The sequence below is a fragment of the Rhodobacter lacus genome (assembly GCF_042683065.1).
In the GTDB taxonomy this organism is placed as follows: Bacteria; Pseudomonadota; Alphaproteobacteria; order Rhodobacterales; family Rhodobacteraceae; genus Rhodobacter; species Rhodobacter lacus.
Map to the genome: position 1 here is coordinate 135,453 of NZ_JBHUIX010000004.1, position 26,367 is coordinate 161,819.

Here is a 26,367-nt window from a genome sequence, read left to right on the forward strand (position 1 = left end):
GCTCCGGCTTCGGTTCTGGCGCGGCCTTCGCCGCGGGCGCCGGGGCAGGTTTCGGCTCGGGCGCGGGCTTCGGCGCCTCTGCCTTCACCGGCGCCGGTTTCGCGGGCTCGGGCGCGGGCGCCGGTTTCACCGCGGGTTTTTCGGAGGCGACAAAGCCCGGTGCCGGGCCGATCATGTCGGCCACGAGTTCCCCCGAGCCGATCACCGAGGGCACACCCGCCCCCGGATGCGTGCCCGCGCCGGTCAGATAGAGGCCATCCACCTCTTCCGAGATATTGTGCGGACGGAACCACGCCGACTGGAAGATCCGCGGCTCAAGCGAGAAGCCCGCACCGAAGGGCGACAGATAGCGGTCGCGGAAGGTGTTCGGCGTGAACACCACTTCCTCGGTGATCTTGTCGGCGACGCCGGGCAGCAGCCGCTCCTCGATCACCTTGAGCACCTTGGCCTTGTAGACCTCCATCTCCTTGTCCCAATCCACGCCATTGTCATGGCCCAGATGCGGCACCGGCGAGAGCACGTAGAACGTGTCATCCCCCTTCGGCGCGGCGCTCGGATCGGTCACGGAGGGGCGGTGAACATAAAGGCTCATGTCATCGGCAAGCGTGCCGGTGATGAAGAGATCCTTCACGTGCTCCTTGTAGCGCGGCCCGACGACGACCGAGTGATGGCCGACATCCTTCCACATGTTCGCGGTGCCCTTGGTGCCGAAATACCAGACGAAAAGGCCCATCGACCAACGCTTCTTGTCGAGCTTCTCGTCGGTCCAGCGCCAGCGCGTGGTGTTGCGCAGAAGCCGCTTGTAGGTGTGGCCCGCATCGGCGTTCGACACCACCACTTCGGCGGGGAGCTCGCTGCCATCGCCAAGGCGAATACCGGTGGCCTTGCCCTCGCGCGAAACCAAGATCTCGTCGACCTCGGTGTTGAGCAGCACCGTGCCGCCCTGCGCCTCGATCACCTTCACCGCGGCATCGGCAATCGCCTGAATGCCGCCCATCGCGTAATGCACGCCGAATTTCTTTTCGAGCGTGCTGACGAGAATATACATCGAGGTGACGTGGAAGGGGTCGCCGCCGATAAAGAGCGGATGGAAGGAGAGCGCGAAGCGCAGGTGATCATCCTTCACCATCATCTTGGCATGGCCGTAGACCGAACGGTCTGCACGCAGCCAGCCGAACGTGGGCAGAACCTTGATCAGATCCCACAGCTTGTGCATCGGCTTGCGGCCGAGGTTCTCGTAGCCGAATTCGTAGCGCGCGTGGGCATCCCACATGAAGTGGCGGAAGCCCTCCACATCGCGCGGGCTGATCCGCTCCACCTCGGCCTTGACCTTCGCGTCATCGCCGTAAGCGGTGTAGCTCTCCCCGTCGGGGAACAGGATCTTGTAGAACGGGTCCATCTCGACCAGTTTCACATCCTTGTCGAAGTCGCGCCCGCACTCTGCCCAAAGTTCGCGCAGCCGGTCTGGCACGGTGACGATGGTCGGGCCGAGGTCGAATCGATGCCCCCCCTTGGTGATCGACGAGCCGCGCCCGCCGGGCCGGTCGAGCTTGTCGACGAGCGTCACCTTCCAACCCTTGGCGCCAAGGCGCATCGCCGCCGCCAACCCTCCGAGACCGGCGCCGATAACGACGGCCCGGCCCTTGCCTTCAGTGTTCATGGACATGGTCTTTTCACTGGAATTCCGTTGCATGGCGCGGATGATAGGGCGTCAATCCCGATTTACAACCGACATGGGCGCACAGCGACAAAACGTCTGTCCCCCTTCCCAACGCAGGGGGGCTATGTAAATATGCATTTACACTTGGGGAAATGTAAGGGGGATGCCTGATGGCCGTCGCGACGCTCAGCCTGTTCCGCTTCGAAAGCACGAGCCATCTGCCCTGGATCATCTCGCAAATGATTCTCGCGCGCAAACCGCTGCATGACGAGAACCGCCTGCGCTTCTTCAAACTTTGCGGCTCCGGCACCGGCGAAGGCTTTACCCCCAAACCCAACGTCCATGTCTGGGCGATCATGTCGGCCTTTGCCAACGAGGACGACGCCCGCTCCGTCATCCATGAAAGCCCGGTCTGGCAAAACTGGCGCAAGCATTCGGACGAACAGCTTTTCATCCATCTCGAGCCGACCTCGTCGCGCGGGAGCTGGGGCGGGCGCAACCCGTTCATCCCCGAGCCCGATGCCGAGCCCGGCACCGGCCCGGTGGTCGCGCTCACCCGCGCCTCGATCAAACCGCATATGGCGACCCGTTTCTGGTCGCGCGTGCCCGACATTTCCGAGAAAGTCGGCACCGATCCGAACCTGATCTTCAAGATCGGGATCGGAGAAATTCCGCTCTTCCATCAGGTCACCTTCTCGATCTGGCCCGATGTGAAGACGATGTCGCAATTCGCGCGGGGGGATACTCCGCACGGACGGGCCATCCGCGCGGCACGCGAACAAGGATGGTTCACCGAAGAACTCTACGCCCGGTTCCGCCTGCTCGGAATCGAGGGCACCTGGCTTGGCAAGAACCCGCTGGATGCCCGGAAAGACTTGGAAAGGGAAGCTGCATGACCTCTGCTGTCGCTCAAATTCGTCCCCAGGCAGAAGGCGCACGACCGCGACCCGTCTTTCCCTTCTCGGCGATCGTCGGTCAGGAAGACATGAAGCTGGCGCTCCTGCTCACGGCCGTTGACCCCGGCATCGGCGGGGTTTTGGTGTTTGGGGATCGCGGCACCGGCAAATCCACCGCCGTGCGCGCGCTCGCCGCCCTTCTGCCCGAGATCGAGGCGGTCGAGGGCTGCCCGGTCAACTCGCCGAAAGTCGAGATGATCCCGGAATGGGCGACGGTGCTTTCAAAAGACATCGTGCGCAAGGCCACCCCGGTGGTGGACCTGCCGCTTGGCGTTTCCGAAGACCGCGTGGTGGGCGCGCTCGACATCGAACGCGCGATCTCGCATGGCGAGAAAGCGTTTGAGCCGGGGCTTCTGGCGCGCGCCAACCGCGGCTATCTCTACATCGACGAATGCAACCTTCTTGAAGATCACATCGTCGACCTGCTCCTTGACGTGGCGCAATCGGGCGAAAACGTGGTCGAGCGCGACGGGCTCTCGATCCGCCACCCGGCGCGCTTTGTGCTGGTGGGCTCGGGCAACCCCGAAGAGGGCGATTTGCGCCCGCAGCTTCTGGACCGGTTCGGCCTCTCGGTCGAGGTGCTCTCCCCGCGCGACGTGGAAACCCGCGTCGAGGTGATCCGGCGGCGCGACACTTATGACGCCGATCCGCTCAAGTTCCTTGAGGAATGGCGCCCCAAAGACATGGAAATCCGCGAGCAGATCCTGACCGCGCGCGCCCATCTGCCCAAGGTCGAGGCGCCCAATACCGCGCTTTACGACTGTGCCGCGCTCTGCATCGCGCTGGGCTCGGATGGTCTGCGGGGGGAACTCACGCTCCTGCGCTCCGCGCGCGCCCTCGCCGCGCTCGAAGGCGCCCCCGCCGTGGGCCGGGAACATATCCGCAAGGTGGCGGGCATGGCGCTTTCGCACCGTCTGCGCCGCGATCCGCTCGATGAAGCGGGCTCCACCGCCCGCGTGGCCCGCACTGTCGAAGAAACGCTGCCCTGACCATGGAAGAAGATCATCTCCGCTCGGCGCTTGCGGTGCTGACGGTCGATCCGGCGGCACTGGGCGGGCTCTGGCTGCGCTCGCGCGCCGGCCCCGTGCGCACGGCTTTCACCGATGTTCTGGCGCAGCTCCCGTTTCCGATGGCGCTGCGCCGCCTGCCCCCCAATGTCGACGATCAGGCGCTTTACGGCGGGCTTGATGTGGCGGAGACGCTGCACACCGGGCGCCCGGTGCTGCGCGGCGGCCTGCTCGATGAGCCGCGCGTGTTCATCCTGCCGATGGCCGAGCGCTGCACGCCCAAGCTCGGCGCCCGCCTCGCGCAGGCGCTCGATGCCCGGCAACAGGCTTTGATCGCGCTCGATGAGGCCGCCGAAGCCGAGGAGGGCCTGCCCTTCTCGATCGCCGACCGGCTTGGCCTCTTCATCGACCTGAGCGAGACCCGTTCGATCGACGGCGCGGCGCTCCTGCCCGACCCCGAGCACATCACCCGCGCCCGCGCGCTGCTCCCGCATATCGAGATGCCCTCGGAGCGGGTGCGCGACGTGGTCGAGGGCTGCGCGCGGCTGCGCATCCTGAGCCTGCGTGCGCCGATGCTCGCGCTCACCGCGGCGCGCATCCTCACCGCGCTTGATGGCCGGACCGTGGTGGAAAAGGACGATGTCCTGCACGCCGCGCAACTCACGCTCGCGCACCGCGCCATGCCGCTGCAAGATATGCAAGACGAGCCCCCGCCGCCTCCGCCGCCCGAGCCGCAAGACAACGACCGGCCCGAGAATGACGATCAGGATCAGACCGATCCGGGTGAGGGCCTGCCGCGCGAGATCATCGTCGAGGCGGTGCGCGCGATGCTGCCCGATGACCTTCTCAAAACCATCGACCTGCGGTCCCGCCTGAAGGCGGCCAATGGGGGCGCGGGTTCGGGCGAAGAGCGGATCGGCAACCGCCGTGGCCGCCCGCTGCCCTCGCGCAAGGGCAAGCTCGAGGACAATGCCCGCATTGACCTTGTGGCCACCCTGCGCTGCGCCGCCCCCTGGCAGGGGATGCGCCGCAAATCCGCCCCCGCCGCGCGCAAAAAGCAGGTGCTCCTGGTGGATGCCTCCGACATCCATCTGCGCCGCCGCAAGGAGATGTCGGACCGGGTTCTGATCTTCACCGTCGATGCCTCCGGCTCTGCGGCGATGGCGCGGCTCTCCGAGGCCAAGGGCGCGGTGGAACTCCTGCTCGCGCGCGCCTACTCCCAGCGCGACCATGTCTCGCTTGTGAGCTTCCGCGGCGAGGGGGCGCAGCTTCTGCTTGCGCCGTCGCGCTCGCTCACGCAGACCAAGCGCCATCTTTCCGGCCTGCCCGGTGGTGGCGGCACGCCGCTCGCCCATGGGCTCGAACTGGCGCTTTCAACCGCGAAACAGGCCCGCTCGCGCGGCATGACCCCCACCATCGCGCTTCTGACCGACGGGCGCGGCAACATCGCCCTTGATGGCAGCGCGAACCGCGCCCTCGCGGAAAAGCAGGCGACGCAGATGGCCCGGGCGATCCGCGCCGCCGGCACGCCCGCGGTGATCATCGACACGGCGATGCGGCCCAATCAGCGGCTGAAGGAACTGGCGCAGAACATGGGCGGGCATTACATTGCGCTGCCAAGGGCCAATGCACATCGCATGGCCGATGTGCTTGGAGCCGCTCTGGAGGCGTGAATGGACCCGCGCACGCTGCCGGCAAACTGGCCCAACAGGTCTGCCGCGCGGATCCATCGGGTCGAGCGCATCGACTGGTGGGTGCTCGACACCGGCCCGCGCGACGCGCCGGCCTTGCTGATGCTGCATGGTTTGGGCGCATCGGGGCACAGCTTCCGGCGCACCATTCCGGGCCTGTCGACCCGGTTCCGGCTGATCGTGCCCGACCTGCCCGGCCATGGCTGCACCCGCACCCATGAACGCGGGCGGCTCGGGCTTGGCCCGATTGCCGAGGATCTGTGCACGCTGTGCGAGGCGCTTGGCATTGCCCCCACCGCGGTGATCGGCCATTCCGCGGGCGGCGCGATTGCGCTGCAGATGGCGCTCAACACCGCGATCCCGCGGGTGATCGGCATCAATGCCGCGCTCGACCATTTCGAAGGCGTCGCGGGGGTGCTTTTTCCGCTCATCGCACAGGGGCTCGCCGCCTTCCCGCTCACCGCGCCGGTGGCCGCGCGGGTCTGGGCCTCGCCAGAGCGGGTAAGCCGGCTCCTCGACAGCACGGGCTCCGTGATCGAGCCCGAGGGCAAGGCGCAATATACGCGGCTTGTGCAAGACACCGAGCATGTGCGGGGCGCGCTGGAGATGATGGCGCAATGGCGGCTTGAGACGCTGATCCTGAACCTGCCGCGGCTGCGCAAACCGGCACTTCTGCTCGTGGGCACAGAAGACAAGGCCGTCCCGCCCGAGGTCTCGGAAACCGCGGCCCGCGCGATGCCGCAAGCGGAGCTGCGCAAGATGGCGGGCGGGCATCTTTTGCAGGAAGAAGCGCCCGACGGGCTTTCCGCCCTCCTGACCGACTGGCTGGAGCACACGGCGTAACGCCCGCGCACCAGCTTTCCGCGCCGCTGCCTTCGACTTTGTCCAAATATCCCGGGGGTCCGGGGGCAGCGCCCCCGGCGGGTCGCTTCGGCCCCGCCGAAGCGAAATCTCCCCCAAAGCCTCGTTTTTCCTGTGGGAAACTGCGCTTGTGCCCAGTTATCCACGATAATCTGCTTTACAGCCTTGGCACTTCGCCCCACGATATCTGGTAGAGACGGCAGGCCTCAACTGCCGCTCCTAGTTAATATTCCGAGCTCTTGGGGATAACTCTCCAAAGCGCACAGGCAGGTGGAACCGACATGGCATTGAGCGAAGACTATCTCGACGGCTCCGACACCCATCCGATCGATGTGGTGGAAACCCTGGCCGAGGCGCATGACTGGGAATTTGACCGCATCGCCCATGACCAGATCGCCATGCAGGTGGAGGGCCAGTGGCGCTCCTATGCATTGACCCTCGACTGGTCGGAACAGGACGAAACGCTCCGCCTGATCTCCACCTTCGATCTCGATCCGCCCGCAGCGCGCATGGGCGCGCTTTACGAGCTTCTCAACCGCATCAATGACCAGTGCTGGACCGGCGCGTTCACCTGGTGGCCGGAGCAAAAGCTCATGGTCTGGCGCTACGGGCTTGTGCTCTCGGGCTGCCAGATCGCGGGCCCCGAGCAGATCGACCGGATGATCCGCACCGCGCTGATGGTTTCAGAGCGGTTCTACCCGGCGATGCAGCTTGCCACTTGGGGCGAAGAGACCCCGGAACAGGCGATGAAAGTCGCCATTGCCGAGGCCTACGGGCGCGCCTAATCTCCACCCGAAGGAGATAGCGATGGATTTTAGCGGAATCGAGAGCCGCGGGCTCGTGCTTCTGGGCTGCGGCAAGATGGGCTCGGCGCTGCTCGCCGGCTGGCTGGGCGAGGGGCTTTCCCCCGCTGCGGTGCATGTGACCGACCCGAGCCCCTCGGCCTGGCTCAAGGGCACGGGCGTGGCGCTCAATGGCCCCCTCCCCGAGGCGCCGGCGGTGGTGCTGATCGCGGTCAAGCCGCAAATGATGGCCGCGGCGCTCCCGAGCCTGACGGCGATGGGCGGCGGCAAGACCCTCTTTGTCACCGTTGCCGCGGGCACGACGCTCGCCACCTATGAGGCAATCCTCGGCGCCGCCACGCCGATCGTGCGCGCGATGCCCAACACCCCGGCCGCGATCAGCCGTGGCATCACTGCCATTTGCGGCAACGCGGTCGCGACCGAGGCGCATCTGGCGCTTGCCGAGGCGCTTCTGACCGCGGTCGGGCAAGTGGTGCGGCTTCCGGGCGAGCATCAGATGGATGCCGTGACCGCGCTCTCCGGCTCGGGCCCGGGCTATGTGTTCCACATGATCGAGGCGATGGCACGGGCGGGCGAAGCCGTGGGCCTTGCCCCCGATCTGGCGATGACGCTCGCCAAGGCCACCGTGGCGGGCGCGGGCGCGCTGGCAGAAGTGGCCGCGGAAACACCGGCCGAGCTGCGCCAGAACGTGACCTCGCCGGGGGGCACCACCGCCGCGGGGCTCGCAGTCCTGATGGCCGAACCGGGCGGGCTTACCGATCTGATGACCCGCACCGTGGCCGCTGCCGAGGCCCGCGGCAAGGCGCTTGGCAAATGAGTGATCCGATTACCTACGATGATTTTGCCAAGGTCGACATCCGTGTGGGCCGGGTTGTGGATGTGCAACCCTTCCCCGAGGCGCGCAAGCCCGCCTACAAACTCTGGGTCGACTATGGCCCGGAGATCGGGGTAAAAAAATCCTCCGTCCAGATCACCGTGCATTATACGCCCGAGGATCTTCTGGGCCGTCAGGTGCTCGGCGTCGTCAACTTTCCGCCGCGCCAGATCGGGCCGTTCATGTCCGAGGCGCTCGTGCTTGGCCTGCCCGATGCCGCGGGCGCCGTGGTGTTGATCGGCCCCGGGCAAGAGGTGCCGCTCGGCGGGCGGATGTTCTGATGCGCCTGCTTGTCACCCGCGCCCAGACGCCCCGTGTCACCGCAATTCTGCGCGACGAGCTGGGGGCGGAGTTTCGCCGGATCGACGCGCCGATGCGCGTGGAGGAAGCCCGGACCGCGCTTGCGCACTATGACGCGCTGTTGCCCACGCTTGGCGATTGTTTCTCCACAGAGGCCTTTGCGGGCCGCCCCCGCGCCAAGCTGTTGGCAAATTTCGGCGTCGGCGTGAACCATATCAACCTTGCCGCCGCCCGCGCGGCGGGGGTCTCCGTCACCAACACCCCCGGCGCCGTCACCGATGCCACCGCCGATATTGCGATGATGCTGGTCTTGATGTCGGCGCGCCGGGCCTCGGAGGGGGAGCGGATGCTGCGCGCGGGCCAATGGACCGGCTGGGCGCCCACGCAAATGCTTGGCGCGCATGTCAGCGGCAAGCGCCTTGGGGTGCTCGGCATGGGGCGGATTGGCCAAGCCATTGCAAAACGCGCCCATTTCGGCTTCGGGATGGAGGTTTTCTACACCTCCCGCAGCCCGAAGGATCTGCCCTTTCCGGCGCGCCCCCTGCCCTTGGCCGCGCTCCTTGAAACGGTCGATTTCCTTGTGCTCGCCGTGCCCGCCACGGCGCAAACGCGCGGCATCATCGGTGCGGGCGAGCTGGCGCAGATGCGCCCCCATGCGCATCTGATCAACATCGCGCGCGGCGATGTGGTGGATGAGGCGGCGCTGATCGCAGCGCTTGAGGCGCGCACCATCGGTGGCGCCGGGCTCGATGTCTATGCCAACGAGCCCGAGGTGCCCGCGGCGCTCCGCGGGCTCGACAACGTCACGCTGCTTCCCCATCTCGGCACCGCAACCGAGCAGGTGCGCGACGCGATGGGAATGATGGCGGTGGAGAACCTGCGCGCCTTCCGCGACGGCAGGCCGCTTCCGAACGCCCTCTAGGCGCTTGACCTTCCGGTGCGGCCAGCGGAATTTGGCCGCGACACGGGAGGAACCGTCATGCATCAGCCTGCCATCACCGCCACCGGCGTCTTTGTGCCGCCGGACACGATTTCGAACGACGAACTGGTCGTTGCCTTCAACGCTTATGCGGATCGGTTCAATGCCGAGCATGCGGCAGAAATCGCGGCGGGCACGCTGGCCGAGATGCCCCATTCCTCCTCGGAGTTCATCCACAAGGCCTCGGGGATCGAGAGCCGCTATGTGATGGACCGCACCGGCGTGCTCGATCCGGCCCGGATGTATCCGCATCTGCGCCAGCGCGCGGATGACGAACCCGGGATCATGGCGGAAATGGCCTTGGATGCCTGCGAAAAGGCGCTCGCGAAAGCCGGGCGGACGGGGGCGGAGGTCGATCTGGTGATCTGTGCCGCCTCCAACATGGAGCGCGCCTATCCGGCGGTGGCGATCGAGATTCAACAGCTTCTGGGCGCGGGCGGCTTTGCCTTCGACATGAACGTGGCCTGCTCCTCCGCCACTTTCGGGATTCAGGCGGCGGCAGACATGATCCGCGCGGGCTCCGTGCGCCGCGCGCTGGTGGTGAACCCCGAGATCACCTCAGGCCATCTGGAATGGCGCGACCGGGATTGCCATTTCATCTTTGGCGACGTGGCCACCGCCACGCTGATCGAGCGCGTCGACGATGCCCAAAGCGGCTTTGTGATCCGCTCCAGCCGCTGCGGCACCGAGTTTTCCAACCACATCCGCAACAACAACGGCTTTTTGCGCCGCACCCGGCCCGATGGCATGGCAGACCGGCGCGACATGCAGTTCATGCAGGAGGGCCGCAAGGTCTTCAAGGAAGTGCTGCCGCTTGTCTGTGCGCATATCCAGCATCATCTGGACGATACCGGCGTGGCGGCAAACCGGCTCAAGCGGCTCTGGCTGCATCAGGCCAACAAGACGATGAACGATTTCATTGGCCGCAAGGTGCTCGGGCGCGACCCGGAGCCGGGCGAGCAACCCAATATCTTGCAGGAATTCGCCAATACCTCCTCGGCGGGCTCGATCATCGCCTTTGATCGGTTCTCGGAGGATTTTGCGCCCGGCGAGATGGGGCTCATTTGCTCCTTCGGCGCGGGCTATTCGGTCGGCTCGGTGATCGTCGAGAAATATTGAGGGCACTGGCCGAGGGGGCCCGCCCCCCGGCCAGCAAATAGCCTTATTCCGCTGCCCAGGCCTCCAGCGGCGGGCAGGTGCACACAAGATTGCGGTCGCCATAAGCATTGTCGACCCGGCCCACCGGCGGCCAGTATTTGTCGACCCGGAAGGCGCCGGGCGGGAAGCAGCCCTGCTCGCGCGAATAGGGGCGATCCCACTCTGCAACAAGGTCTTCGACCGTGTGCGGGGCGTGGCGTAGCGGGCTGTCTTCCGCCGTGATCCGGCCCTCGGCCACGTCGCGCACCTCCGCGCGGATCGCCTCAAGCGCGGCGATGAAACGGTCCAGCTCCGCCTTGGTCTCGCTTTCGGTCGGCTCCACCATCAGCGTCCCCGCCACCGGCCAGCTCATCGTTGGCGCGTGAAAACCGTTGTCGATCAGCCGCTTGGCAATATCGTCCACGGTCACGCCCACATCTGCAAAGGGGCGCGTGTCAAGAATGCATTCATGCGCCACCCGGCCCCGGTTGCCCATGAAGAGGATCGGATAGGAGGATCGCAGCCGCGCCGCGATGTAGTTGGCGTTCAAGATCGCCACGCGGGTCGCCTGCGCAAGCCCCGCGCCCCCCATCATCAGGCAATAGGCCCAGGAGATCAGCAGCACCGAGGCCGAACCATAGGGGGCGGCAGAGACCGCACCGGGCTTGCCATCGGTTTCCGAATGCCCCGGCAGGAAGGGGGCCAGATGCGCCTTCACGCCAATCGGCCCCATGCCCGGCCCGCCACCGCCATGAGGAATGGCAAAGGTCTTGTGCAGGTTGAGGTGGCTCACATCCGAGCCGCATTCCCCCGGCCGCACAAGCCCCACAAGCGCGTTCATGTTCGCGCCATCAAGATAGACCTGCCCGCCATGCTCATGCGTGATCTGGCAGATCGTCTTCACCGTTTCCTCAAACACCCCATGCGTCGAGGGATAGGTGATCATGCAGGCGGCGAGCGTGTCGCCCGCCGCGGCAGCCTTGGCGGCAAAATCTTCAATATCCACGTCGCCGTTGGGGGCGGATTTCACCACCACGACCTTCATCCCCGCCATCGCTGCCGAGGCCGGGTTGGTGCCATGCGCCGACATCGGGATCAGGCAGACATCGCGCTGCGTATCGCCGCGCGAGCGGTGATAGGCGGCAATCGTCATCAGCCCGGCATATTCGCCCTGCGCACCCGAGTTCGGCTGCATCGAGAAGGCATCATAGCCGGTGATCTCGCACAGCTTCGCCGTCAGATCCTCGATCATCTCGGCATAGCCCCCGGCCTGATCGGCGGGCACGAACGGGTGGAGCGAGTTGAAGCGGTGCCAGGTGAGCGGCGCCATCTCCGCGGCGGCATTGAGCTTCATCGTGCAGGAGCCAAGCGGGATCATCGCCCGGTCAAGCGCGAGGTCGCGGTCCGAGAGGCGGCGCATGTAGCGCATCATCTCGCTCTCGGCGCGGTTCATGTGAAAGACCGGATGGGTCAGATAGTCCGTCTCGCGCAGCATCTCCTCGGGGAAGCCCAGATGCGTGCCCGCGGGCGGCGGATCGGAGATGCCAAAGGCCGCAAGCACCCGCGCGATCACATCGTCATCGGTGAGTTCGTCCACCGAAATGCCAACACGCCCCTCGCCCACCTTGCGGAAGTTGAGCCCGTTTTGCCGCGCCGCCGCCATGATGCCCATCTGCCCCACGCCCACGCGCACGGTGATCGTGTCAAAATAGGCTTGCGGCGCCACATCGGCGCCCGCAGCGACCAGCGCATCATGCAGCCGCACCGCATTGAAATGCACCCGCTCGGCAATGGCGCGCAGCCCCATGGGCCCGTGGAACACCGCATAAAAGCTCGCCATCACCGCCAGCAGCGCCTGCGCGGTGCACACGTTCGAGGTGGCCTTCTCGCGGCGGATATGCTGCTCGCGGGTTTGCAGCGCAAGCCGGTAAGCCTTGTTGCCGCGCGCGTCGATCGACACGCCGACGATCCGCCCCGGCATCGTGCGCTTGAGCGCATCGCGGCACGCCATGAAGGCAGCATGCGGGCCACCATAGCCCATCGGCACGCCAAAGCGCTGCGCCGAGCCCACGGCAATATCGGCCCCCATCGCGCCCGGCTCCTTCAAAAGGCAGAGCGCCAGAAGGTCCGTTGCCATCACCGCAATGCCGCCCGCGGCATGCAGCATGGCAATGTAATCGGTGAAATCGCGCACATGGCCATAGGTGCCCGGATATTGGAAGATCGCGCCAAACACCTGATCGGGCACCAACTCGTCGGGCTGGCCCTTGACGATGGTGATGCCAAACGGCGCGGCGCGGGTTTCGAGCACATCGACCGTCTGCGGATGCAGGTTGAGATCGACAAAAAACGCCTGCGCCTTCGATTTCGAGGCGCGATGCGCCATCATCATCGCCTCGGCGGCGGCGGTGGATTCGTCAAGCAGGCTCGCGTTCGCCACCGGCAGGCCGGTCAGATCCGCCACCATGGTCTGATAGTTCAAAAGCGCCTCGAGCCGGCCTTGCGCGATTTCCGGCTGGTAGGGCGTGTAGGCGGTATACCAGGCCGGGTTTTCAAGGATGTTGCGCTGAATGACCGGCGGCGTCGCGGTGCCGTAATAGCCCTGCCCGATCAGCGAGGTCATCACCTGGTTTTTCTTCTGCACCTCGCGCAGCTTGTCGAGGAGCGCATGTTCCGTCATCGGCGCCCAGGAGAGCGGCGTCGATTGCCGGATCGCCTGCGGCACCGTCTCGTCGATCAGCGCCTCGAGCGAGGGCACCCCCACCACCTTGAGCATTTCCTCCATCTCGGCCGGGCTCGGCCCGATATGGCGGCGGTTGGCAAAATCGTAAGTATCGTAACGGGTGGGGGTGAAGGCCATGATCTTACCCGATAAAAGCTTTGTAGGCGGCTTCATCCATGAAGCCATTGACGGCGCTCGCATCGGCGGGGCGGATCTTGAAGAACCACGCCGACATCGGATCGTCATTCACGGCGCCGGGGGTATCGGGCAGCGCCTCGTTCACCTCGACGATCTCGCCTGCGAGCGGCGCGAGAATGTCCGAGGCAGCCTTGACCGATTCGATCACGCAGATCTCCTCGCCCGGCGCGACCGTGCGCCCCGGCTCGGGCAGCTCGACATAGACCACGTCGCCCAGTTGCTCGGAGGCGTGTTCGGTGATGCCGACAACCAGCAGATCGCCCTCGGGGCGCAGCCATTCATGGTCTTCGGTGAAACGGATGGTCATGGTCGTTCCTCAGCGTTTGTAGCGTGTGGGATGGAAAGGCAGGGCAGAGAGGCGCGCAGGCAGGCGTTTGCCGCGGATCTCACCGTAAACAGTGGCGCCCTCGGCGAGGGTCGCGGGCAGGTAGGCCATCGCCATCGGCGCCTCGATCGAGGGGCCAAAGCCGCCGGAGGTGATGGTGCCGATCGGGCTTCCGCCCTCCGCTTCAGCATAAATCTCAACGCCTTCGCGCATCGGCGCGCGGCCATCGGGGCGCAGCCCCACGCGCTTGCGGGCAGGGCCCTCGGCAAGCTCGCGCAAAATCCGCTCGGCACCGGGAAAGCCCCCCGCGCGCGCGCCGCCCGCGCGGCGCGCCTTCTGGATCGCCCAGGCAAGCCCCGCCGCGACGGGCGAGGTGGCGGTGTCGATGTCATGGCCGTAAAGCGGCAACCCGGCCTCAAGGCGCAGGCTGTCACGCGCGCCAAGGCCGATGGGCGCAACCTCTTCCATCGCAAGGAGGGCTTCGGCGAAAGCTTCGATCACCGCATCGGGCACGGAAATCTCGAACCCGTCCTCGCCGGTATAGCCCGAGCGGGAGACCCAGATATCTTCCCCCCGCCACAGGAAGGTCGCCACATCCATGAAGCGCATCGCCGCCACGCCGGGAAGAAGCCGTTCGAGCGCGGCCTCTGCCGCCGGGCCTTGCAGCGCCAGAAGGCCGCGACCGGTGACTACGGTGACGCCCGGCACATGCGCGTTCAGATGCGCAATATCGGCCTCGGCACAGGCGGCGTTGACGACGAGAAAAAGATGATCGCCGCGGTTCGCCACCATCAGGTCATCAAGGATGCCGCCCGCATCATTGGTGAACATCGCATAGCGCTGCCGGTTGAGCCCGAGCCCGGCAATATCGACCGGCACCAAAGCCTCAAGCGCGGCAACGGCATGGGCAGGCAAGATCACCTGCCCCATATGCCCGACATCGAAAAGCCCGGCGGCGGCGCGGGTGTGCAGATGTTCCTTCAGCACCCCCATCGGGTAGCTCACGGGCATGCTCCAGCCCGCAAAGGGAACCATCTTGGCCCCAAGTTTCACATGCAGATCGTGAAGCGCCGTGCGCTTCAGCCCCGTATCGCCGGCCATATCGCCCTCCAGCCGGTTCCCCGGCACCGAATCCATGGGCTTGCGCCCGCTCGATGCCCCCCCTGTCCTTGCCTGTTCAGGCGCCTGAGATCGTTATCCCTTCGGCGGGCCTCTCAAGGAGGCCTCTCTCCAGAGTTCTTGCCGGGTCGGTCCTTTTGCCTGAGAGTTTACCGGGGCGGTTGCTCCTTCGGCCCTGACCTTGCGGCCAGTGTCTCCCGATCCTGACCTCTCCCGCATAGCCGAGGCCGCGACACTCTGGCAAGGGGGAAAAGCGAATCCGACGCTTTGCGGCGAAAACCGACACGGATCAGGTCGCAAATGCAAAAACCGTGCCAGTGTCGCAAAACCGAACACCGCAAAAGCACACAGGGCCGGACACCCGACCCTGTTCATCTTGCTCCAAATATCCCACGGGGGTCCGGGGGTGTGAAACCCCCGGCGCGCGCCCTCAGCCCTTCGCGCGGACCTTTTGCAAAAGCGGCATGAGATCCGCCATTTCAGGCCCATGCGCCTGCCCGGTGAGCGCGAGCCGCAGCGGCATGAAAAGCCCCTTGCCCTTGCGCCCGGTCGCCTCTTTCACCTTCGCGGTCCATTCGCTCCAGGTGGTGGCGGCAAAGGGCGGCTCGGGCAGAAGCGCCATCGCGGTGGCGATGAACTCGGCATCCTCGGGCGCAATCACCGGCTCGGCGCCGTCCAGCACCAGCTCGGCCCAATGCTTGAGGTCCGACAGCTTGTCGATATTCTTCGAGGCGACGGCCCAGAACTGCTCCGCCATCCCCTCCGCAATGCCAAGGGCGCGGATCTCGTCGGCCACTGCCGCATAGGGCAGATGCTGGTTGCGCGCGCGCGTCAGCGGGATCAGGTCTTCGGGGTCGAATTTCGTCGGCGCCGCGCCGAACTGGTTCAGATCAAACCCTTCGGCGATTTCTTCAAGGCTCATCTTCAGCTCGACCGGCTGGCTCGACCCAAGCCGCGCCATCATCGACAACAGCGCCTCGGGGGCGATGCCACTGGCGCGCAGATCGCGGATGGAGAGCGCGCCGAGCCGCTTGGAAAGCTCCTCGCCCTTCGCCCCGGTCAAAAGCGAATGGTGGGCAAAGGCGGGCGCCTTGCCGCCCAAAGCCTCGATGATCTGGATCTGGGTCGCGGTATTCGTCACATGGTCGGCGCCGCGCACGATATGGGTCACGCCCATCTGCAAATCGTCGACCGAAGAGGCGAAGGTGTAAAGCACCTGCCCGCCCGCCTTGATCAGGACCGGGTCGGACACCGAGGCCGCGTCGATCGAAATGTCGCCGATGATGCCGTCTTTCCACTCGATCCGGGTGAGGTCGAGCAGAAAGCGCCAATAGCCCTCGCGGCCCTCGTCGCGGAATTTCGCCTTGTCATCCTCGCTGAGTTTCAGCGCCGCGCGGTCATAGACCGGGGGCTTGTGCATGTTGAGAAGCTTCTTGCGCTTGAGATCAAGCTCGGTCGGGCTCTCGAAACATTCGTAAAGCCGCCCCATGCCGCGCAGGCTCTCGGCTGCGGCCTCGTAGCGGTCGAACCGGGCCGACTGGCGCTCCTCCCGGTCCCAGGTGAGGCCGAGCCATTCGAGATCCGCTTTCAGCGCATCGACATATTCCTGCTTCGAGCGCTCCAGATCGGTGTCGTCGATGCGCAGGATGAAGGTGCCGCCGGCCTTGCGGGCGACGAGATAGTTCATCAGCGCGGTGCGCAGGTTGCCAACGTGGATATAGCCGGTCGGCGAGGGGGCGAAGCGGGTCACAACGGTCATGGCGGTCTCCTGTTGCAGTTCCTCTTTCACAGGCGGGCCGTTTTGTCCATATCGGGAAGGGCGCGGCGGGGCTGCGCATTGGTAAGGGAGCCGTGAGGTGGAGCAGTGGACAGGCCGCGAGGCGCCAAGCCTCGACGACATCGAGGCGATGGCAGAGGCGGCGCGCGCCGACCTGCCCGAGGCGTTCCGCGCGGCTGCGGGTGCGGTGGTGCTGCGGGTGGAGGATTTTGCGCCCGATGCGCTCCTCGACGAGATGGGGATCGAGGATCCGTTCGAGCTGACCGGCCTTTACGAGGGCGTGCCGATGACGGAAAAATCCGTCTCCGACCCGAGCGGCCCCGATGTGATCTGGCTCTTCCGCCGCCCGATCCTCGATGAATGGGCCGCGCGCGGCGATGTGGCCCTTGATGCGCTCGTTGCCCATGTCTTCGTGCATGAGATGGCGCATCACTTCGGCTGGTCGGATGGCGATATCGCCAGCATCGACCGCTGGTGGGAATAGCCCGGCGCGAGGGCTCAGAACTCTGCAGGGGCCTCGGAGGCCGCCACGACCAGTCCCGACGGACTGCGCAACGCCTTGTCAAACCGGGCATCGCACAGCCCGGCATAGCCTATGAGACCAAGCGAGATCAGACCGGCGAGCCCGGATTTCCAGCGCGGCAGTCTGGGGAGGGGCGTCACCGTCGCACGCAGGCGCCATTCCGCAAGCGCGATCCCCAGAACGAGGCACATCCCGCCCAGAACCCAGCCCGCCAGCACGTCAGACAGGTAATGTGACACGAGGTAAAGCCGGCTCAGCCCGATCAGGAAGGCGGTTGCAGCCCCAAGCAGGACAGCCGCAACGGGCCGCAACAGCCCCAGCCGCCACAAGATATAGGCGAGCATGCCGTAAAACGCGACGCCGAAGGCGGCATGGCCCGAGGGAAAGCTGCCCGAAGTCTCCATGAAATAGCCCAGCACCGGGCGCGGGCGGCCAAACGCATGCTTGGCCATCGACACGGTGGCAAGTTCGGCGCCAGCAGAGGCCAGAAGGCCCCAGACGAGCCCCGGTCGGCGCAACAGGATCGCCCAGAGCGCACCGAGCCCCAGAAGCGCGGTGCCCACGCCCGAATCTCCGAGCGCGGTAAAGCGGGTAAACACCGCCAGCGAAGCCGGGGTCCATGCGTTTTGCATCGCCTGCGCCAAAGCCGCATCGAGTTGCACGATCGCGCCCCCGTCAAGCACCGCGCGCGCAAGCATCAGCCAGAGCCCGGCGAGCAGCAGAAAGGTAACGGCAAACAGGCGCGCAAGGCGGCGCGGCGCGGCGCTCTGAGGGCACGGCGCCTCATGGGGCGCGCGGGCGGGCAGGATCTGGGCAATCGGCGGCATTTTCGTCCGGTCTTCAAAGGTCTCAAAGGCTTGTGCCTTTGGCCCCGGTATGGCCGCCTGCCCTCTGCCGGTTCTGGCGCAGTTCTTACAAATCTGTATAAACCGGGCGGCGCCGCGCGGATGGCGCGTGACAGCGGCGGGCAACGGGAGATAACTGCCGCCATGAAGATCCTGATTGCCGAAGACGATGCCGAAACCGGCGCTTATCTGCGCAAGGGGCTGCTCAGCGAGGGCCATGCGGTCGACCTGTTGCGCAACGGGCGCGAGGCGCTCGCGCAGGCAACCGGCGCGCCCTATGATCTGTTCATTTTCGACCGGATGATGCCGGAGCTTGACGGGCTGGCGCTGCTCAAGGCCCTGCGCGCCGCGCAGATCGACACGCCCGCGATCCTGCTCACCGCGATGGGCAGTGTCGAAGACAGGGTGGCGGGGCTGCGCGCGGGGGCAGATGACTACATGGTCAAACCCTTCGCCTTTGTCGAACTTCTGGCCCGGATCGACACGATCGCGCGCCGCCCGGCCCTGCGCGCGGAGGTGACCGAGCTTGTGCAGGGGGATCTGCGGCTCGATCTGCTCTCGCGCGAGGCGTGGCGGGCGGGACAAAAGATTGACCTGCAGCCGCGCGAATTCCTGCTTTTGAAGCATTTCATGGAACGTCCGGGGCGCGTGCAGACGAAAACGATCCTGCTGGAAGCGGTTTGGGACATTCATTTCGACCCGAAGACAAGCGTGGTCGAGACCCATATCAGCCGGTTGCGCGCCAAGATCGACAAGCCTTTCGGCACGCCGTATCTGACCACGCTGCACGGCATCGGCTACGTGTTCGAACCGGCATGAGGCGCGCGGTCACATGGTCGATGCGCTTTGCGCTGGCGATCTCGGCGGTGTTCATCCTCGCCGCGCTGGTGGCGGGCGGGCTTGCCTATGAGCTGCAATCGCGCGGCATGGCGCATCGGCTTGAGGCCGAGGTCGAAGCCGATACCCGCGCCCTCGCATTGGCGCCGAAGGATGGCGATCTGGAGGATCTGAGCGCGCAGGTGGCGGCGCTGGCCACGGTGAGCCGGGATAGTGCCCAGATTGTCGCCTATCTGCCTGCCGGGGGGGAACCGGCGGAGGGCAATGCACGGATCAAGGCGCCCTTCGAGGGGCTGCGATACCTGCGCACCGGCCGGGATCTGGCGCTGACGCTCGACGGGCCGGGCCTGCCCAAGCGCTTTGTCGCCTACGGCATGCAACTGCCCGAGGGCTGGGTGATGACCGGCCATGACGCCGACTGGCTGCACGAGCAAACCGAGATTCTGGCGGGCAGCTTTGGCTGGGCGCTGGGGCTTGCGGCACTTTTGTCGACGGCATTTGCGATCGTGATTGCGCGCCGCACCGAGGCGCGGATCGGGCAGATGGAGCGGGTGCTTGATGCGGTGGGCGCGGGGCGGCACGATCTGCGCATCCGCGACCATGGGCGCGATGACCTGACGCGGCTGGCGCAAAGCGTCGATGCCGCGCTGGACCGGCTCGAGGCCGGGATCTCGGCGATCCGGCAGGTGTCAACCGATGTGGCCCATGACCTGCGCGCGCCGCTGGCGCGGCTCCGGCTGCGGCTGGAGCCGGTGGCGCTTGACCGCGCCCTGCCCCCCGCGACGCGCACCGAGATCGGCAGCGCGCTCGCCGATCTTGACCAGATCTCGCAAACGTTTGACGCGATCTTGCGGCTCGCGCGGATGCAGGCAGGGATGGTTGCCATCACGCCAAGCCCGGTTGATCTGGAAGCGCTCTGCCGCGACACGATCGAGATGATGGCCGCCAGCGCCGAAGATATGGGGCACGATCTTCGCCTGCAAAGCGCGGCAATGGTGCAGGTCGCGGGGGACCGCGCGCTCCTCGGCCAAGCGCTCGTGAACCTGATCGACAATGCGCTGCGCCATTGCCCGCCGCCCGCCCGGATCACGCTCTCATTGCAGGGGGGGGAAAGGCCGACACTTTCGGTGTGCGACAACGGGCCGGGCATCCCCGAGGCCGATCTGGAGCGGGTGCGCGGGCGGTTCGTGCGGCTTGAGGCGAGCCGCAACACACCGGGCAGCGGGCTCGGGCTGAGCCTTGTCGAGGCCATTGCCAATCTGCACGGGGGGCGCCTCATGCTGGAAAACCGCGCCCCGGGGCTTTGCGCCACGATCACTTTCGCCGCAGAAATTCCGCCCGGCAAACCGGAGCGCCCCCAAGCGCGGCCCGAGGCCAATCCGTCGACCACAGAGTGACCCCGCCCGCGCCCAGCACGCGCCGCGCGCCTCGGCCCCTGCCCCTGCCTCTGCCGCAAGGCGCGCGATTGCGTCGTGGTGGCCTGCAAGATCGGGTGCAGCTTGGCGGCGGTGGAGAATTGCTCCGCCCCGCAAGCTGAGCCAACTCGATCATTGCCGTCGCAAGCGTGTTGCGCATCATTCCCCCTTGCGGGGCTTTCACCGCGCGCCAAAACTGCGTATGTCCGAACAAAGAGCATAAGGCGCAGCCCGATCATTATGACACCGAAATCAGGCACCGGTTCATTCCCCAATGTCTTCTTTGTCGTGCAGGCGGGGCGGCTCGAATTCGAGGCGGTGATTTTCGTGGCAACCTTCCGCGCCGCGAACCCGGAGTTCAACGGGCGGCTGCTTGCGATGGAGCCCACGGGCGCGCGCTGGTCGGCTCCGGTGGCAATCTCGGACCCGGTGCGCAAGTTCCTGAAAGATAACGGCGTCGAGATCCTGCCCTTCGAGAACCGCCATTTCGGCGAGAGCTATCCGCATGGCAACAAGATCGAGGCGATGGCCGCGCTGCCCGAAGGGCCGTTTGTCTTTTTTGATACCGATACTGTGTTTTGCGGCCCGCTCTCCGCGGTCGGCTTCGATTTCAACCGCCCTTCCGCCTCGATGCGCCGCGAGGGCACCTGGCCCGAGCCGCCGCTTTACAAAGTTGGCTATACCGAGATCTGGAAGAGCCTTTACGACAAGTTCGGCCTTGATTTCGAAAGCTCGCTCGACCGTTCTCAACCCGATGAATACTGGCGCCGCTACCTTTATTTCAACGCCGGCTGGTTCTTTGGCGCCGATGGCCCGAGCTTCGGGCAGCGCTTCGTGCATTATGCCCATGCGATCCGCTGGGACACGCCCGATGAACTCGCCTGCCAGTCGCTCGACCCCTGGCTCGATCAGGTGGCGCTGCCGCTTGTGATCCATTCTTTCGGCGGCGGGCGGCCGGGGCCGGAGCTGGCCGGGCTCGACGGCGATGTGAGTTGCCATTACCGCGCGCTACCGCTGCTTTACGCGCGCGAAAGTGATGCAGTGGTGGCCGCGCTTGAGGCGGCTGTGAGCCCGCAACCGATCAAAAAGGTGCTGCGCCTCCACGAGCCGGCTAAAAAGCTGATCTACCAAGGCAAGGGGATGAAATTGCGCGCTAAATTTGACCGCAATGCGCTGCCCCGGCGCGAGCAGGTGCTGCGCAATGCGATCCGCCGGGAGGGGCTCTGGCTGCGCTGAGCCGCCCCCTTCCGCCTCGGATTTCCCGAAGTGAATATGTTTGCGGCACAATTTTGGCCCCGCTAAGGTCGCGCCGATCAATCAGGGAGACCCCGATGAGCGACTATTCCTTCGATACGATGCAAATCCACGCCGGGGCCGAACCCGACCCCGCCACCGGTGCGCGCCAGGTGCCAATCTACCAGACCACGGCCTATGTGTTCAAAGACGCGGCCCATGCGGCGCGCCTCTTTGGCCTGCAGGAAGTGGGCTATATCTATTCGCGCCTGACCAACCCGACCGTCTCGGCGCTTGCCTCCCGCATCGCCGCGCTTGAGGGCGGCGCGGGCGCGGTGTGCTGCTCTTCGGGGCATGCGGCGCAGATCATGGCGCTTTTCCCGCTGATGGGGCCGGGGCTGAACATCGTTGCCTCGACCCGGCTCTACGGCGGCACGATCACCCAGTTCAGCCAGACCATCAAGCGCTTTGGCTGGTCGTGCACCTTTGTCGATTTTGACGACCCCGCGGCGATCGAGGCGGCGGTGGATGAAAACACCCGCGCGCTCTTCTGCGAATCGATCTCCAACCCGGCGGGCTATCTGACCGACCTGCCCGCGGTTGCCGCGGTCGCCCACAAGGTTGGCCTGCCGCTCATTGTCGACAACACCCTTGCCTCGCCTTACCTGTGCCGCCCGATCGAGCATGGCGCAACGCTCGTGGTGCATTCGGCCACCAAATATCTCACCGGCAATGGCACGGTGACGGGCGGCGCGGTGATCGATTCGGGCACGTTCGACTGGTCGGCCTCCGGCAAGTTCCCGAGCCTTTCCGAGCCCGAGCCCGCCTATCATGGCCTTGTGTTCCACAAGGCGCTGGGCTCGATGGCCTTCACCTTCCATTCGATCGCCGTTGGCCTGCGCGATCTCGGCATGACGATGAACCCGCAAGGCGCGCATTACACGCTGATGGGAATCGAGACGCTGAGCCTGCGGATGGAAAAACACGTCGCCAATGCCAAGGCGGTGGCGGAGTGGCTCGAAGCCGATCCGCGGATCGACTTTGTCACCTATGGCGGGCTCGCCTCTTCCCCCTGGGCGGAGCGCGCAACCCGGCTCTACCCCAAGGGCGCCGGCGCGCTCTTCACTGTCGCGGTCAAGGGCGGCTATGATGCCTGCGTGAAACTTGTCAACAATCTCAAGCTCTTCTCCCATGTGGCAAACCTTGGCGATGCGCGTTCGCTGATCATCCATTCGGCCTCGACCACGCATAGCCAGCTCACCGAAGAGCAGCAGATCAAGGCGGGCGCTGGCCCCAATGTGGTGCGCCTTTCGATCGGCATCGAGAATGCGGCCGACCTAATCGCGGACCTCGATCAGGCGCTCACCGCCGCCACGGCCTGAGGCCGCCAAACCCCTGTCCGCCCGCCGCTGACGCAGATCACGTCTCGGTGGGCGGCTTTTCATGCGCGGTTTTCTGCTTTACCTAGGAAGCCCGACCCGCCGCCGATTTCGCTCTCCGCCTGTGATGTGGTAAAGCCCGCGCATGAAACCGAATTTTGCCCTCAATCTCTCGCATGACGGAATCAGCCTGTTCTTCCGCGCGAAGGGTGGCTGGGAGCTTCTGGGCGCGGTCGCGCTCGATGCGCCCGATTTCAACGACCGGCTGAGCGGGCTGCGCCGTGCCGCCAAGGCGCGCGCCGGAACGAAGCCCGTCACCTCGAAGCTGGTGATCCCCGCCTCGCAAGTGCTTTATGCCGAGATCGAGGCGCCCGGACCGCAGGCCGCCAAGCGCCGCGCCCAGATTGCCGCCGCGCTGGAGGGGCGCACGCCCTATGCGGTTGCCGATCTGGTGTTCGACTGGTCTGGCCATGGCGAGACCGTTCAGGTGGCCGTCGTCGCGCGTGAGACGCTCGACGAGGCCGAGGCCTTCGCCGAGGATCGCGGCTTTGCGCCGATCTCCTTTGTGGCGGTGCCCGAGCCCGGCCAATTTGCGGGGGAGCCTTGGTTTGGGCCGAGTGCGGTGGCCCCGGCCCATCTGACCGAAGGGGCGCGGATCGAGCGCGATCAGGACCCGCTGCCGCTGGCCGCGCTGCTGGCGGGCGCAGAGGCCCCCGCCGCGACAACGCCCGCCGCCATGGCGCCGGCAGACGAGATCATTGCCGCCCCGGTCGAGAGCCCCGCTTCCGTCGAGAGCGCGGCAGCGCCTTTGGCCACTGAACCGGAGCTTGCGCCGGAAGCGGCCCCAACCGCCGAGCCTGTCGCAGAGCCGGAGTCTGGGCCGGAGCCCGAGCCCGAGCCAGAGCCAGAGACCGAGCCGGAGCCCGCCCCCGCGCCCGAACCGGTCCCGGCAGCGGAGCACACACCGGACCCCGCGCCAGAACCGGACCCGGAACCGGCGCCAGAGCTCGCGCCTGATCTGGTGCCCGTTTCGGGAGATACGCCCGCGCCAGAGCCCGAGGTTGCCGAAGAGACAGAGACCGTTCCGCCCGCTGCGGCGCGGATCACCGAGCCGGAACCGGAACCGGAGCCTGTCGCCACGCTGGATGCGCAAGAGCCGGAGACGGTCGCGCAGGCAGACTCCGCCGAAGCTGCGGAAAGTGCCCCCGTCCTGAGCGAGGACGGGCAAGCGCAGCCTGTCGCCCCGGAGACGCCCGCGGCTCTCCCCTCCGAAGCGGCTGCGCCGGCAGAACCGGAACCAGAGCCCGGACCAGAGCCCGGGGTGTCTGCGCCGGAAGCGGCGCCCGCCCCGACGGCGGAGGCGCCGCCGGCCGCCCCGCCAGAGCCGACGCTTCCCGACCCCGCCCAGCCCGAGCCTTCCGCGCCCGCCGCCGCCGCGCCGCCGCCGACGGCGCCGCGCGATCCGGCGCATGCGGTGGCGCTGTCGGCAGCGCCCACCCCGCCCGCACCGCGCCTCTCGCGCGGCGCGCCGAAGGCACCGCTGAGCAAACCCGATCTGCCCGAGCTTGGCCCGGCGCCGCAACCGCCCGCCGCGCGCCCCGCAGCCCCCGCGGCAACGCGCACGCCCCCCACGATCACCGCGGTCACGCCGGTGCGCAGTGCCGTGCCACCAAAGGCGCCCGAACCCAAACCCGCCGCCCCCGCGCAACCGCCCGCGAAGGCCGATGTCACCGCGCCGAGCCTCACCCTGCCCTGGGAAGAGGAGAAAGGCAGCGGAGAGAAGCTGCGCGAGGTCGCCGGGAAAATGGCTGGCGCCGGGCTGCGTCGAGCGGCGCAGGGCACGGCAGCGCTGGGCAGCAGCGCCGGCAAGGCGCTCGCCGCTGCACGCGAGATCCGGCCCCGGGTGGAGATCACGCCAAGCTCCAGCCCCGGCACGATTGACCCCGAACGCACCGTCTTTGGCGCGCGCAAGGCCCCCGCCGTGGGCGGCAAGCCGAAACATCTGGGGCTTGTGCTCGGTGCTTCGCTGGTGGGGTTCCTTGCCATCGTCGCGCTGTGGGCGAGCTTCCTCGGGAATGCGCCGAGCGATGATGTGGCCAGCCTGCCCCCGGACGCCCCGGCGGCCAGCGCGCTCGCCCCCTCCGCGCCGCCCCCCGAAACCGAAGTCGCGCCACCGTCGAGCCCCCCTGCCGTGGCGCCCGAGCTGGCGGCAGATACGGCGCCCGCGCCGATCAATACTCCGGCGGCAGAGCCCGCTCTCCCGCTCCCGTCAGAAGAGCCCTCCACAGAGGCTGGCGCAGAGACCGCTGCGACGCCGACGGCTGAGGCGCCCCCGGAACCCGCGCTGGTCGCGCCACCTGCGCAGCCTGCGCCCCAGACGGCGACCGAGGCGGCGACCGAGGCGGTCCCTTCGGAGGAAAATTCGACCGTCCCCCCCGCCACGGAAACGGCTGCGGCAACGCCCGGTGCGCCCGTCGTGGTGCCGGGGCTGGCGCCACTCACGCCGCTTGGCGCCCCCGATCTTGCCGCGGAAGCGGCCGCGGCGGCAGAGCCTGCCCCCGCGCCGGAGCTTGTGCCGACGCGTGAAGGGGTGGTCGCGCCGGGCGGGTTTACGCTTTACGCCGGCAAGCCGCCGCGGGTGCCGCGGCAACGCCCCGATGAGCGCATTGCGCGGGCCGCCGAAGCCGCGCGCATCGCCGCCGAGGCGCCCTATGCCGACCCCGCGCTCAAGCGCTACCGGCCGAAGGCCCGCCCCGCCCGGGTGGAGGCCGCCGCAAAGGCCGCAGCCGAGGCGCCCCCCGCCCCCGAACCCGCCCAGCCTCTGCCGCCGGCGAGCTATTTCGACCGCGAGGGCGCCTTGATGCCGCTCGGGCCGAGCCCGCGGCTGTCGACGGCGCAGGCCGCCATCGTGACCAAACGGCAGCCCAAGGCGCGCCCGCAATCGGTGGAACGTGCCGCCGCCGCCGCGCCGCCGCCCGCGGCCGAGCCGGCGCTCGCGAGCGCCGAGGCGCTTCCGGCCAGTTTCCCGAATGCTTCGGCGCAAGCGCTCTCGGTCTCGCGCCGGCCACTCGACCGGCCCCGGAACTTCTCGAGCGCGGTGGAGCGCGCGCTGGCGGCGGCGATTGCCGCCGAACCCGCCCCCGCGGTGCCCGAACCGGAGGTCACGGCTCCCGTCGTTGTCGCTGCCGCAGCGCCCGCGCCGGAACCGCCGGCACCGGAGCCCCCCGCGCCGCGCCGCTCTTCGCCCTCGCCCGCCCCCGAGCCCACCGTGTTCACCAGTTCGGAAGAAAGCTCCGAACCGGAGCCGCCCCGCGTCGCGCCGAAAGTGCCGACCTCGGCCTCGGTCGCGCGTCAGGCGACACAGAAAAACGCCATCGACCTGGGAGACGTGACCCTGATCGGCCTCTTCGGCACGCCGAACAATCGCCGCGCTCTGGTGCGGATGCCGAACGGGCGGTTTTACCGCGTGGCCGTGGGCGACCGGCTCGATGGCGGCAAGGTGACGGCGATTGGCGAAGCGCAGATGACCTACCAAAAGAGCGGCCGCCCGATCACGCTCAAACTCGTGCGCGGCGGCTAAGCCCCGCTCTCACAACCGTGCGTGCAGCCGCCCCTTTTCGGCTTGTCTGGGGGCGGCTTTGCTTTAGGCTCACCTCGTCCCCGTTATCGCCCGTCCCCGGTCTGCCCGGCTCCGCCGCGCCGATCTTTGCCCGATCCGTGAGTTTC

At 67.0% G+C, this 26,367-nt stretch carries 20 protein-coding genes, 1 pseudogene and 1 riboswitch; of the genes and pseudogenes, 15 read left to right on the forward strand and 6 right to left on the reverse strand.

The genetic code is table 11. From position 1 onward, the window contains the following. Positions 1-118 precede the first annotated feature (118 nt). Positions 119-1,666, reverse strand: a pseudogene (locus tag ACFSM0_RS04060) (phytoene desaturase); the annotation flags it as partial. A 164-nt stretch (positions 1,667-1,830) separates the two neighbouring features. On the opposite strand from ACFSM0_RS04060, the gene crtA reads away from it, so the two are divergent. The 9 genes from crtA (at position 1,831) to ACFSM0_RS04105 (ending at position 10,250) form a co-directional block, all read left to right on the forward strand. Continuing rightward, a complete protein-coding gene (gene crtA, locus ACFSM0_RS04065) occupies positions 1,831-2,556 on the forward strand; it encodes a spheroidene monooxygenase (protein WP_377387548.1) in 726 nt (241 codons plus the stop codon). Continuing rightward, positions 2,553-3,605: a magnesium chelatase ATPase subunit I gene (gene bchI / locus ACFSM0_RS04070; protein ID WP_097069498.1), complete on the forward strand. Its 1,053-nt coding sequence runs from the start codon at positions 2,553-2,555 to the stop codon at positions 3,603-3,605. The genes crtA and bchI overlap by 4 nt, the downstream gene beginning before the upstream one ends. A gap of 2 nt (positions 3,606-3,607) precedes the next feature. Beyond that, positions 3,608-5,296, forward strand: a complete 1,689-nt coding sequence (locus ACFSM0_RS04075) for a magnesium chelatase subunit D (RefSeq protein ID WP_377387552.1) — start codon at positions 3,608-3,610, stop codon at positions 5,294-5,296. Continuing rightward, positions 5,297-6,157 carry an alpha/beta fold hydrolase BchO gene (gene bchO / locus ACFSM0_RS04080; RefSeq protein WP_377387555.1) on the forward strand — a complete coding sequence of 287 codons (861 nt, stop codon included), beginning with the start codon at positions 5,297-5,299 and terminating at the stop codon, positions 6,155-6,157. It abuts the gene before it with no gap. Positions 6,158-6,456: 299 nt separating this feature from the next. Continuing rightward, complete coding sequence (locus ACFSM0_RS04085; protein ID WP_377387558.1) at positions 6,457-6,960, forward strand: type III secretion system chaperone family protein; 504 nt, start codon at positions 6,457-6,459, stop codon at positions 6,958-6,960. Positions 6,961-6,982: 22 nt separating this feature from the next. Then, complete coding sequence (gene proC, locus ACFSM0_RS04090; RefSeq protein ID WP_377387561.1) at positions 6,983-7,795, forward strand: pyrroline-5-carboxylate reductase; 813 nt, start codon at positions 6,983-6,985, stop codon at positions 7,793-7,795. Next, positions 7,792-8,133, forward strand: coding sequence for a tRNA-binding protein (locus tag ACFSM0_RS04095; protein ID WP_377387563.1), 342 nt, complete (start codon positions 7,792-7,794; stop codon positions 8,131-8,133). Before proC ends, ACFSM0_RS04095 begins: the two co-directional genes overlap by 4 nt. After that, on the forward strand, positions 8,133-9,074 hold the full coding sequence (locus ACFSM0_RS04100; protein WP_377387565.1) for a 2-hydroxyacid dehydrogenase: 942 nt from the start codon (positions 8,133-8,135) through the stop codon (positions 9,072-9,074). Before ACFSM0_RS04095 ends, ACFSM0_RS04100 begins: the two co-directional genes overlap by 1 nt. A gap of 57 nt (positions 9,075-9,131) precedes the next feature. Next, the gene (locus ACFSM0_RS04105; protein ID WP_377387568.1) at positions 9,132-10,250 is read left to right on the forward strand and encodes a beta-ketoacyl-ACP synthase III; all 1,119 of its coding nucleotides are present in this window, start codon (positions 9,132-9,134) and stop codon (positions 10,248-10,250) included. A 43-nt stretch (positions 10,251-10,293) separates the two neighbouring features. On the opposite strand, the gene gcvP is transcribed toward ACFSM0_RS04105, so the two are convergent. The 4 genes from gcvP to gltX form a co-directional block, all read right to left on the reverse strand. Continuing rightward, positions 10,294-13,128, reverse strand: a complete 2,835-nt coding sequence (gene gcvP / locus ACFSM0_RS04110) for an aminomethyl-transferring glycine dehydrogenase (RefSeq protein ID WP_377387571.1) — start codon at positions 13,126-13,128, stop codon at positions 10,294-10,296. Between the two features lie 4 nt (positions 13,129-13,132). Further along, positions 13,133-13,489: a glycine cleavage system protein GcvH gene (gcvH, locus tag ACFSM0_RS04115; RefSeq protein WP_377387945.1), complete on the reverse strand. Its 357-nt coding sequence runs from the start codon at positions 13,487-13,489 to the stop codon at positions 13,133-13,135. A gap of 15 nt (positions 13,490-13,504) precedes the next feature. After that, positions 13,505-14,614, reverse strand: a complete 1,110-nt coding sequence (gene gcvT / locus ACFSM0_RS04120; protein WP_377387574.1) for a glycine cleavage system aminomethyltransferase GcvT — start codon at positions 14,612-14,614, stop codon at positions 13,505-13,507. A gap of 137 nt (positions 14,615-14,751) precedes the next feature. Then, positions 14,752-14,842: riboswitch (glycine riboswitch) on the reverse strand. 220 nt (positions 14,843-15,062) lie between these two features. Further along, on the reverse strand, positions 15,063-16,391 hold the full coding sequence (gene gltX, locus ACFSM0_RS04125; RefSeq protein WP_377387577.1) for a glutamate--tRNA ligase: 1,329 nt from the start codon (positions 16,389-16,391) through the stop codon (positions 15,063-15,065). A gap of 148 nt (positions 16,392-16,539) precedes the next feature. Between gltX and ACFSM0_RS04130 the strand changes: the two genes are divergently transcribed. Beyond that, the gene (locus tag ACFSM0_RS04130; RefSeq protein WP_377387947.1) at positions 16,540-16,893 is read left to right on the forward strand and encodes a metallopeptidase family protein; all 354 of its coding nucleotides are present in this window, start codon (positions 16,540-16,542) and stop codon (positions 16,891-16,893) included. A 14-nt stretch (positions 16,894-16,907) separates the two neighbouring features. Here the strand turns inward: ACFSM0_RS04130 and ACFSM0_RS04135 are convergent, their stop codons facing one another. Beyond that, positions 16,908-17,759 carry a phosphatase PAP2 family protein gene (locus ACFSM0_RS04135; RefSeq protein ID WP_377387580.1) on the reverse strand — a complete coding sequence of 284 codons (852 nt, stop codon included), beginning with the start codon at positions 17,757-17,759 and terminating at the stop codon, positions 16,908-16,910. 162 nt (positions 17,760-17,921) lie between these two features. Here ACFSM0_RS04135 and ACFSM0_RS04140 point away from each other — a divergent pair, with 162 nt between their 5' ends. The 5 genes from ACFSM0_RS04140 to ACFSM0_RS04160 all read left to right on the forward strand — a co-directional run bounded on the left by ACFSM0_RS04140 (position 17,922) and on the right by ACFSM0_RS04160 (position 26,221). Continuing rightward, the gene (locus ACFSM0_RS04140; protein WP_377387583.1) at positions 17,922-18,596 is read left to right on the forward strand and encodes a response regulator transcription factor; all 675 of its coding nucleotides are present in this window, start codon (positions 17,922-17,924) and stop codon (positions 18,594-18,596) included. Then, positions 18,593-20,011 (forward strand): sensor histidine kinase, encoded by a 1,419-nt coding sequence (locus tag ACFSM0_RS04145; protein ID WP_377387585.1) that lies wholly within the window; start codon positions 18,593-18,595, stop codon positions 20,009-20,011. Before ACFSM0_RS04140 ends, ACFSM0_RS04145 begins: the two co-directional genes overlap by 4 nt. A 258-nt stretch (positions 20,012-20,269) precedes the next feature. Next, positions 20,270-21,265, forward strand: coding sequence for a hypothetical protein (locus ACFSM0_RS04150; RefSeq protein WP_377387588.1), 996 nt, complete (start codon positions 20,270-20,272; stop codon positions 21,263-21,265). A gap of 95 nt (positions 21,266-21,360) precedes the next feature. Then, on the forward strand, positions 21,361-22,644 hold the full coding sequence (locus tag ACFSM0_RS04155; RefSeq protein WP_377387590.1) for an O-acetylhomoserine aminocarboxypropyltransferase/cysteine synthase family protein: 1,284 nt from the start codon (positions 21,361-21,363) through the stop codon (positions 22,642-22,644). 142 nt (positions 22,645-22,786) lie between these two features. Continuing rightward, entirely contained in the window at positions 22,787-26,221 is a 3,435-nt protein-coding gene (locus tag ACFSM0_RS04160; protein WP_377387593.1) for a hypothetical protein, read from the forward strand. Positions 26,222-26,367 lie beyond the last annotated feature (146 nt).

What these genes read in the sequence shown, in the direction of transcription:
- gltX (WP_377387577.1), bottom strand. Translation starts at nt 16,391, where the DNA reads ATGACCGTTGTGACCCGCTTCGCCCCCTCGCCGACCGGCTATATCCAC.
- gcvP (WP_377387571.1), bottom strand. Translation starts at nt 13,128, where the DNA reads ATGGCCTTCACCCCCACCCGTTACGATACTTACGATTTTGCCAACCGC.
- ACFSM0_RS04160 (WP_377387593.1), top strand. Translation starts at nt 22,787, where the DNA reads ATGAAACCGAATTTTGCCCTCAATCTCTCGCATGACGGAATCAGCCTG.
- ACFSM0_RS04155 (WP_377387590.1), top strand. Translation starts at nt 21,361, where the DNA reads ATGAGCGACTATTCCTTCGATACGATGCAAATCCACGCCGGGGCCGAA.
- ACFSM0_RS04100 (WP_377387565.1), top strand. Translation starts at nt 8,133, where the DNA reads ATGCGCCTGCTTGTCACCCGCGCCCAGACGCCCCGTGTCACCGCAATT.
- ACFSM0_RS04150 (WP_377387588.1), top strand. Translation starts at nt 20,270, where the DNA reads ATGACACCGAAATCAGGCACCGGTTCATTCCCCAATGTCTTCTTTGTC.
- bchO (WP_377387555.1), top strand. Translation starts at nt 5,297, where the DNA reads ATGGACCCGCGCACGCTGCCGGCAAACTGGCCCAACAGGTCTGCCGCG.
- ACFSM0_RS04105 (WP_377387568.1), top strand. Translation starts at nt 9,132, where the DNA reads ATGCATCAGCCTGCCATCACCGCCACCGGCGTCTTTGTGCCGCCGGAC.
- ACFSM0_RS04085 (WP_377387558.1), top strand. Translation starts at nt 6,457, where the DNA reads ATGGCATTGAGCGAAGACTATCTCGACGGCTCCGACACCCATCCGATC.
- ACFSM0_RS04095 (WP_377387563.1), top strand. Translation starts at nt 7,792, where the DNA reads ATGAGTGATCCGATTACCTACGATGATTTTGCCAAGGTCGACATCCGT.
- crtA (WP_377387548.1), top strand. Translation starts at nt 1,831, where the DNA reads ATGGCCGTCGCGACGCTCAGCCTGTTCCGCTTCGAAAGCACGAGCCAT.
- ACFSM0_RS04130 (WP_377387947.1), top strand. Translation starts at nt 16,540, where the DNA reads ATGGCAGAGGCGGCGCGCGCCGACCTGCCCGAGGCGTTCCGCGCGGCT.
- gcvT (WP_377387574.1), bottom strand. Translation starts at nt 14,614, where the DNA reads ATGGCCGGCGATACGGGGCTGAAGCGCACGGCGCTTCACGATCTGCAT.
- ACFSM0_RS04140 (WP_377387583.1), top strand. Translation starts at nt 17,922, where the DNA reads ATGAAGATCCTGATTGCCGAAGACGATGCCGAAACCGGCGCTTATCTG.
- ACFSM0_RS04145 (WP_377387585.1), top strand. Translation starts at nt 18,593, where the DNA reads ATGAGGCGCGCGGTCACATGGTCGATGCGCTTTGCGCTGGCGATCTCG.
- bchI (WP_097069498.1), top strand. Translation starts at nt 2,553, where the DNA reads ATGACCTCTGCTGTCGCTCAAATTCGTCCCCAGGCAGAAGGCGCACGA.
- ACFSM0_RS04135 (WP_377387580.1), bottom strand. Translation starts at nt 17,759, where the DNA reads ATGCCGCCGATTGCCCAGATCCTGCCCGCCCGCGCGCCCCATGAGGCG.
- ACFSM0_RS04075 (WP_377387552.1), top strand. Translation starts at nt 3,608, where the DNA reads ATGGAAGAAGATCATCTCCGCTCGGCGCTTGCGGTGCTGACGGTCGAT.
- proC (WP_377387561.1), top strand. Translation starts at nt 6,983, where the DNA reads ATGGATTTTAGCGGAATCGAGAGCCGCGGGCTCGTGCTTCTGGGCTGC.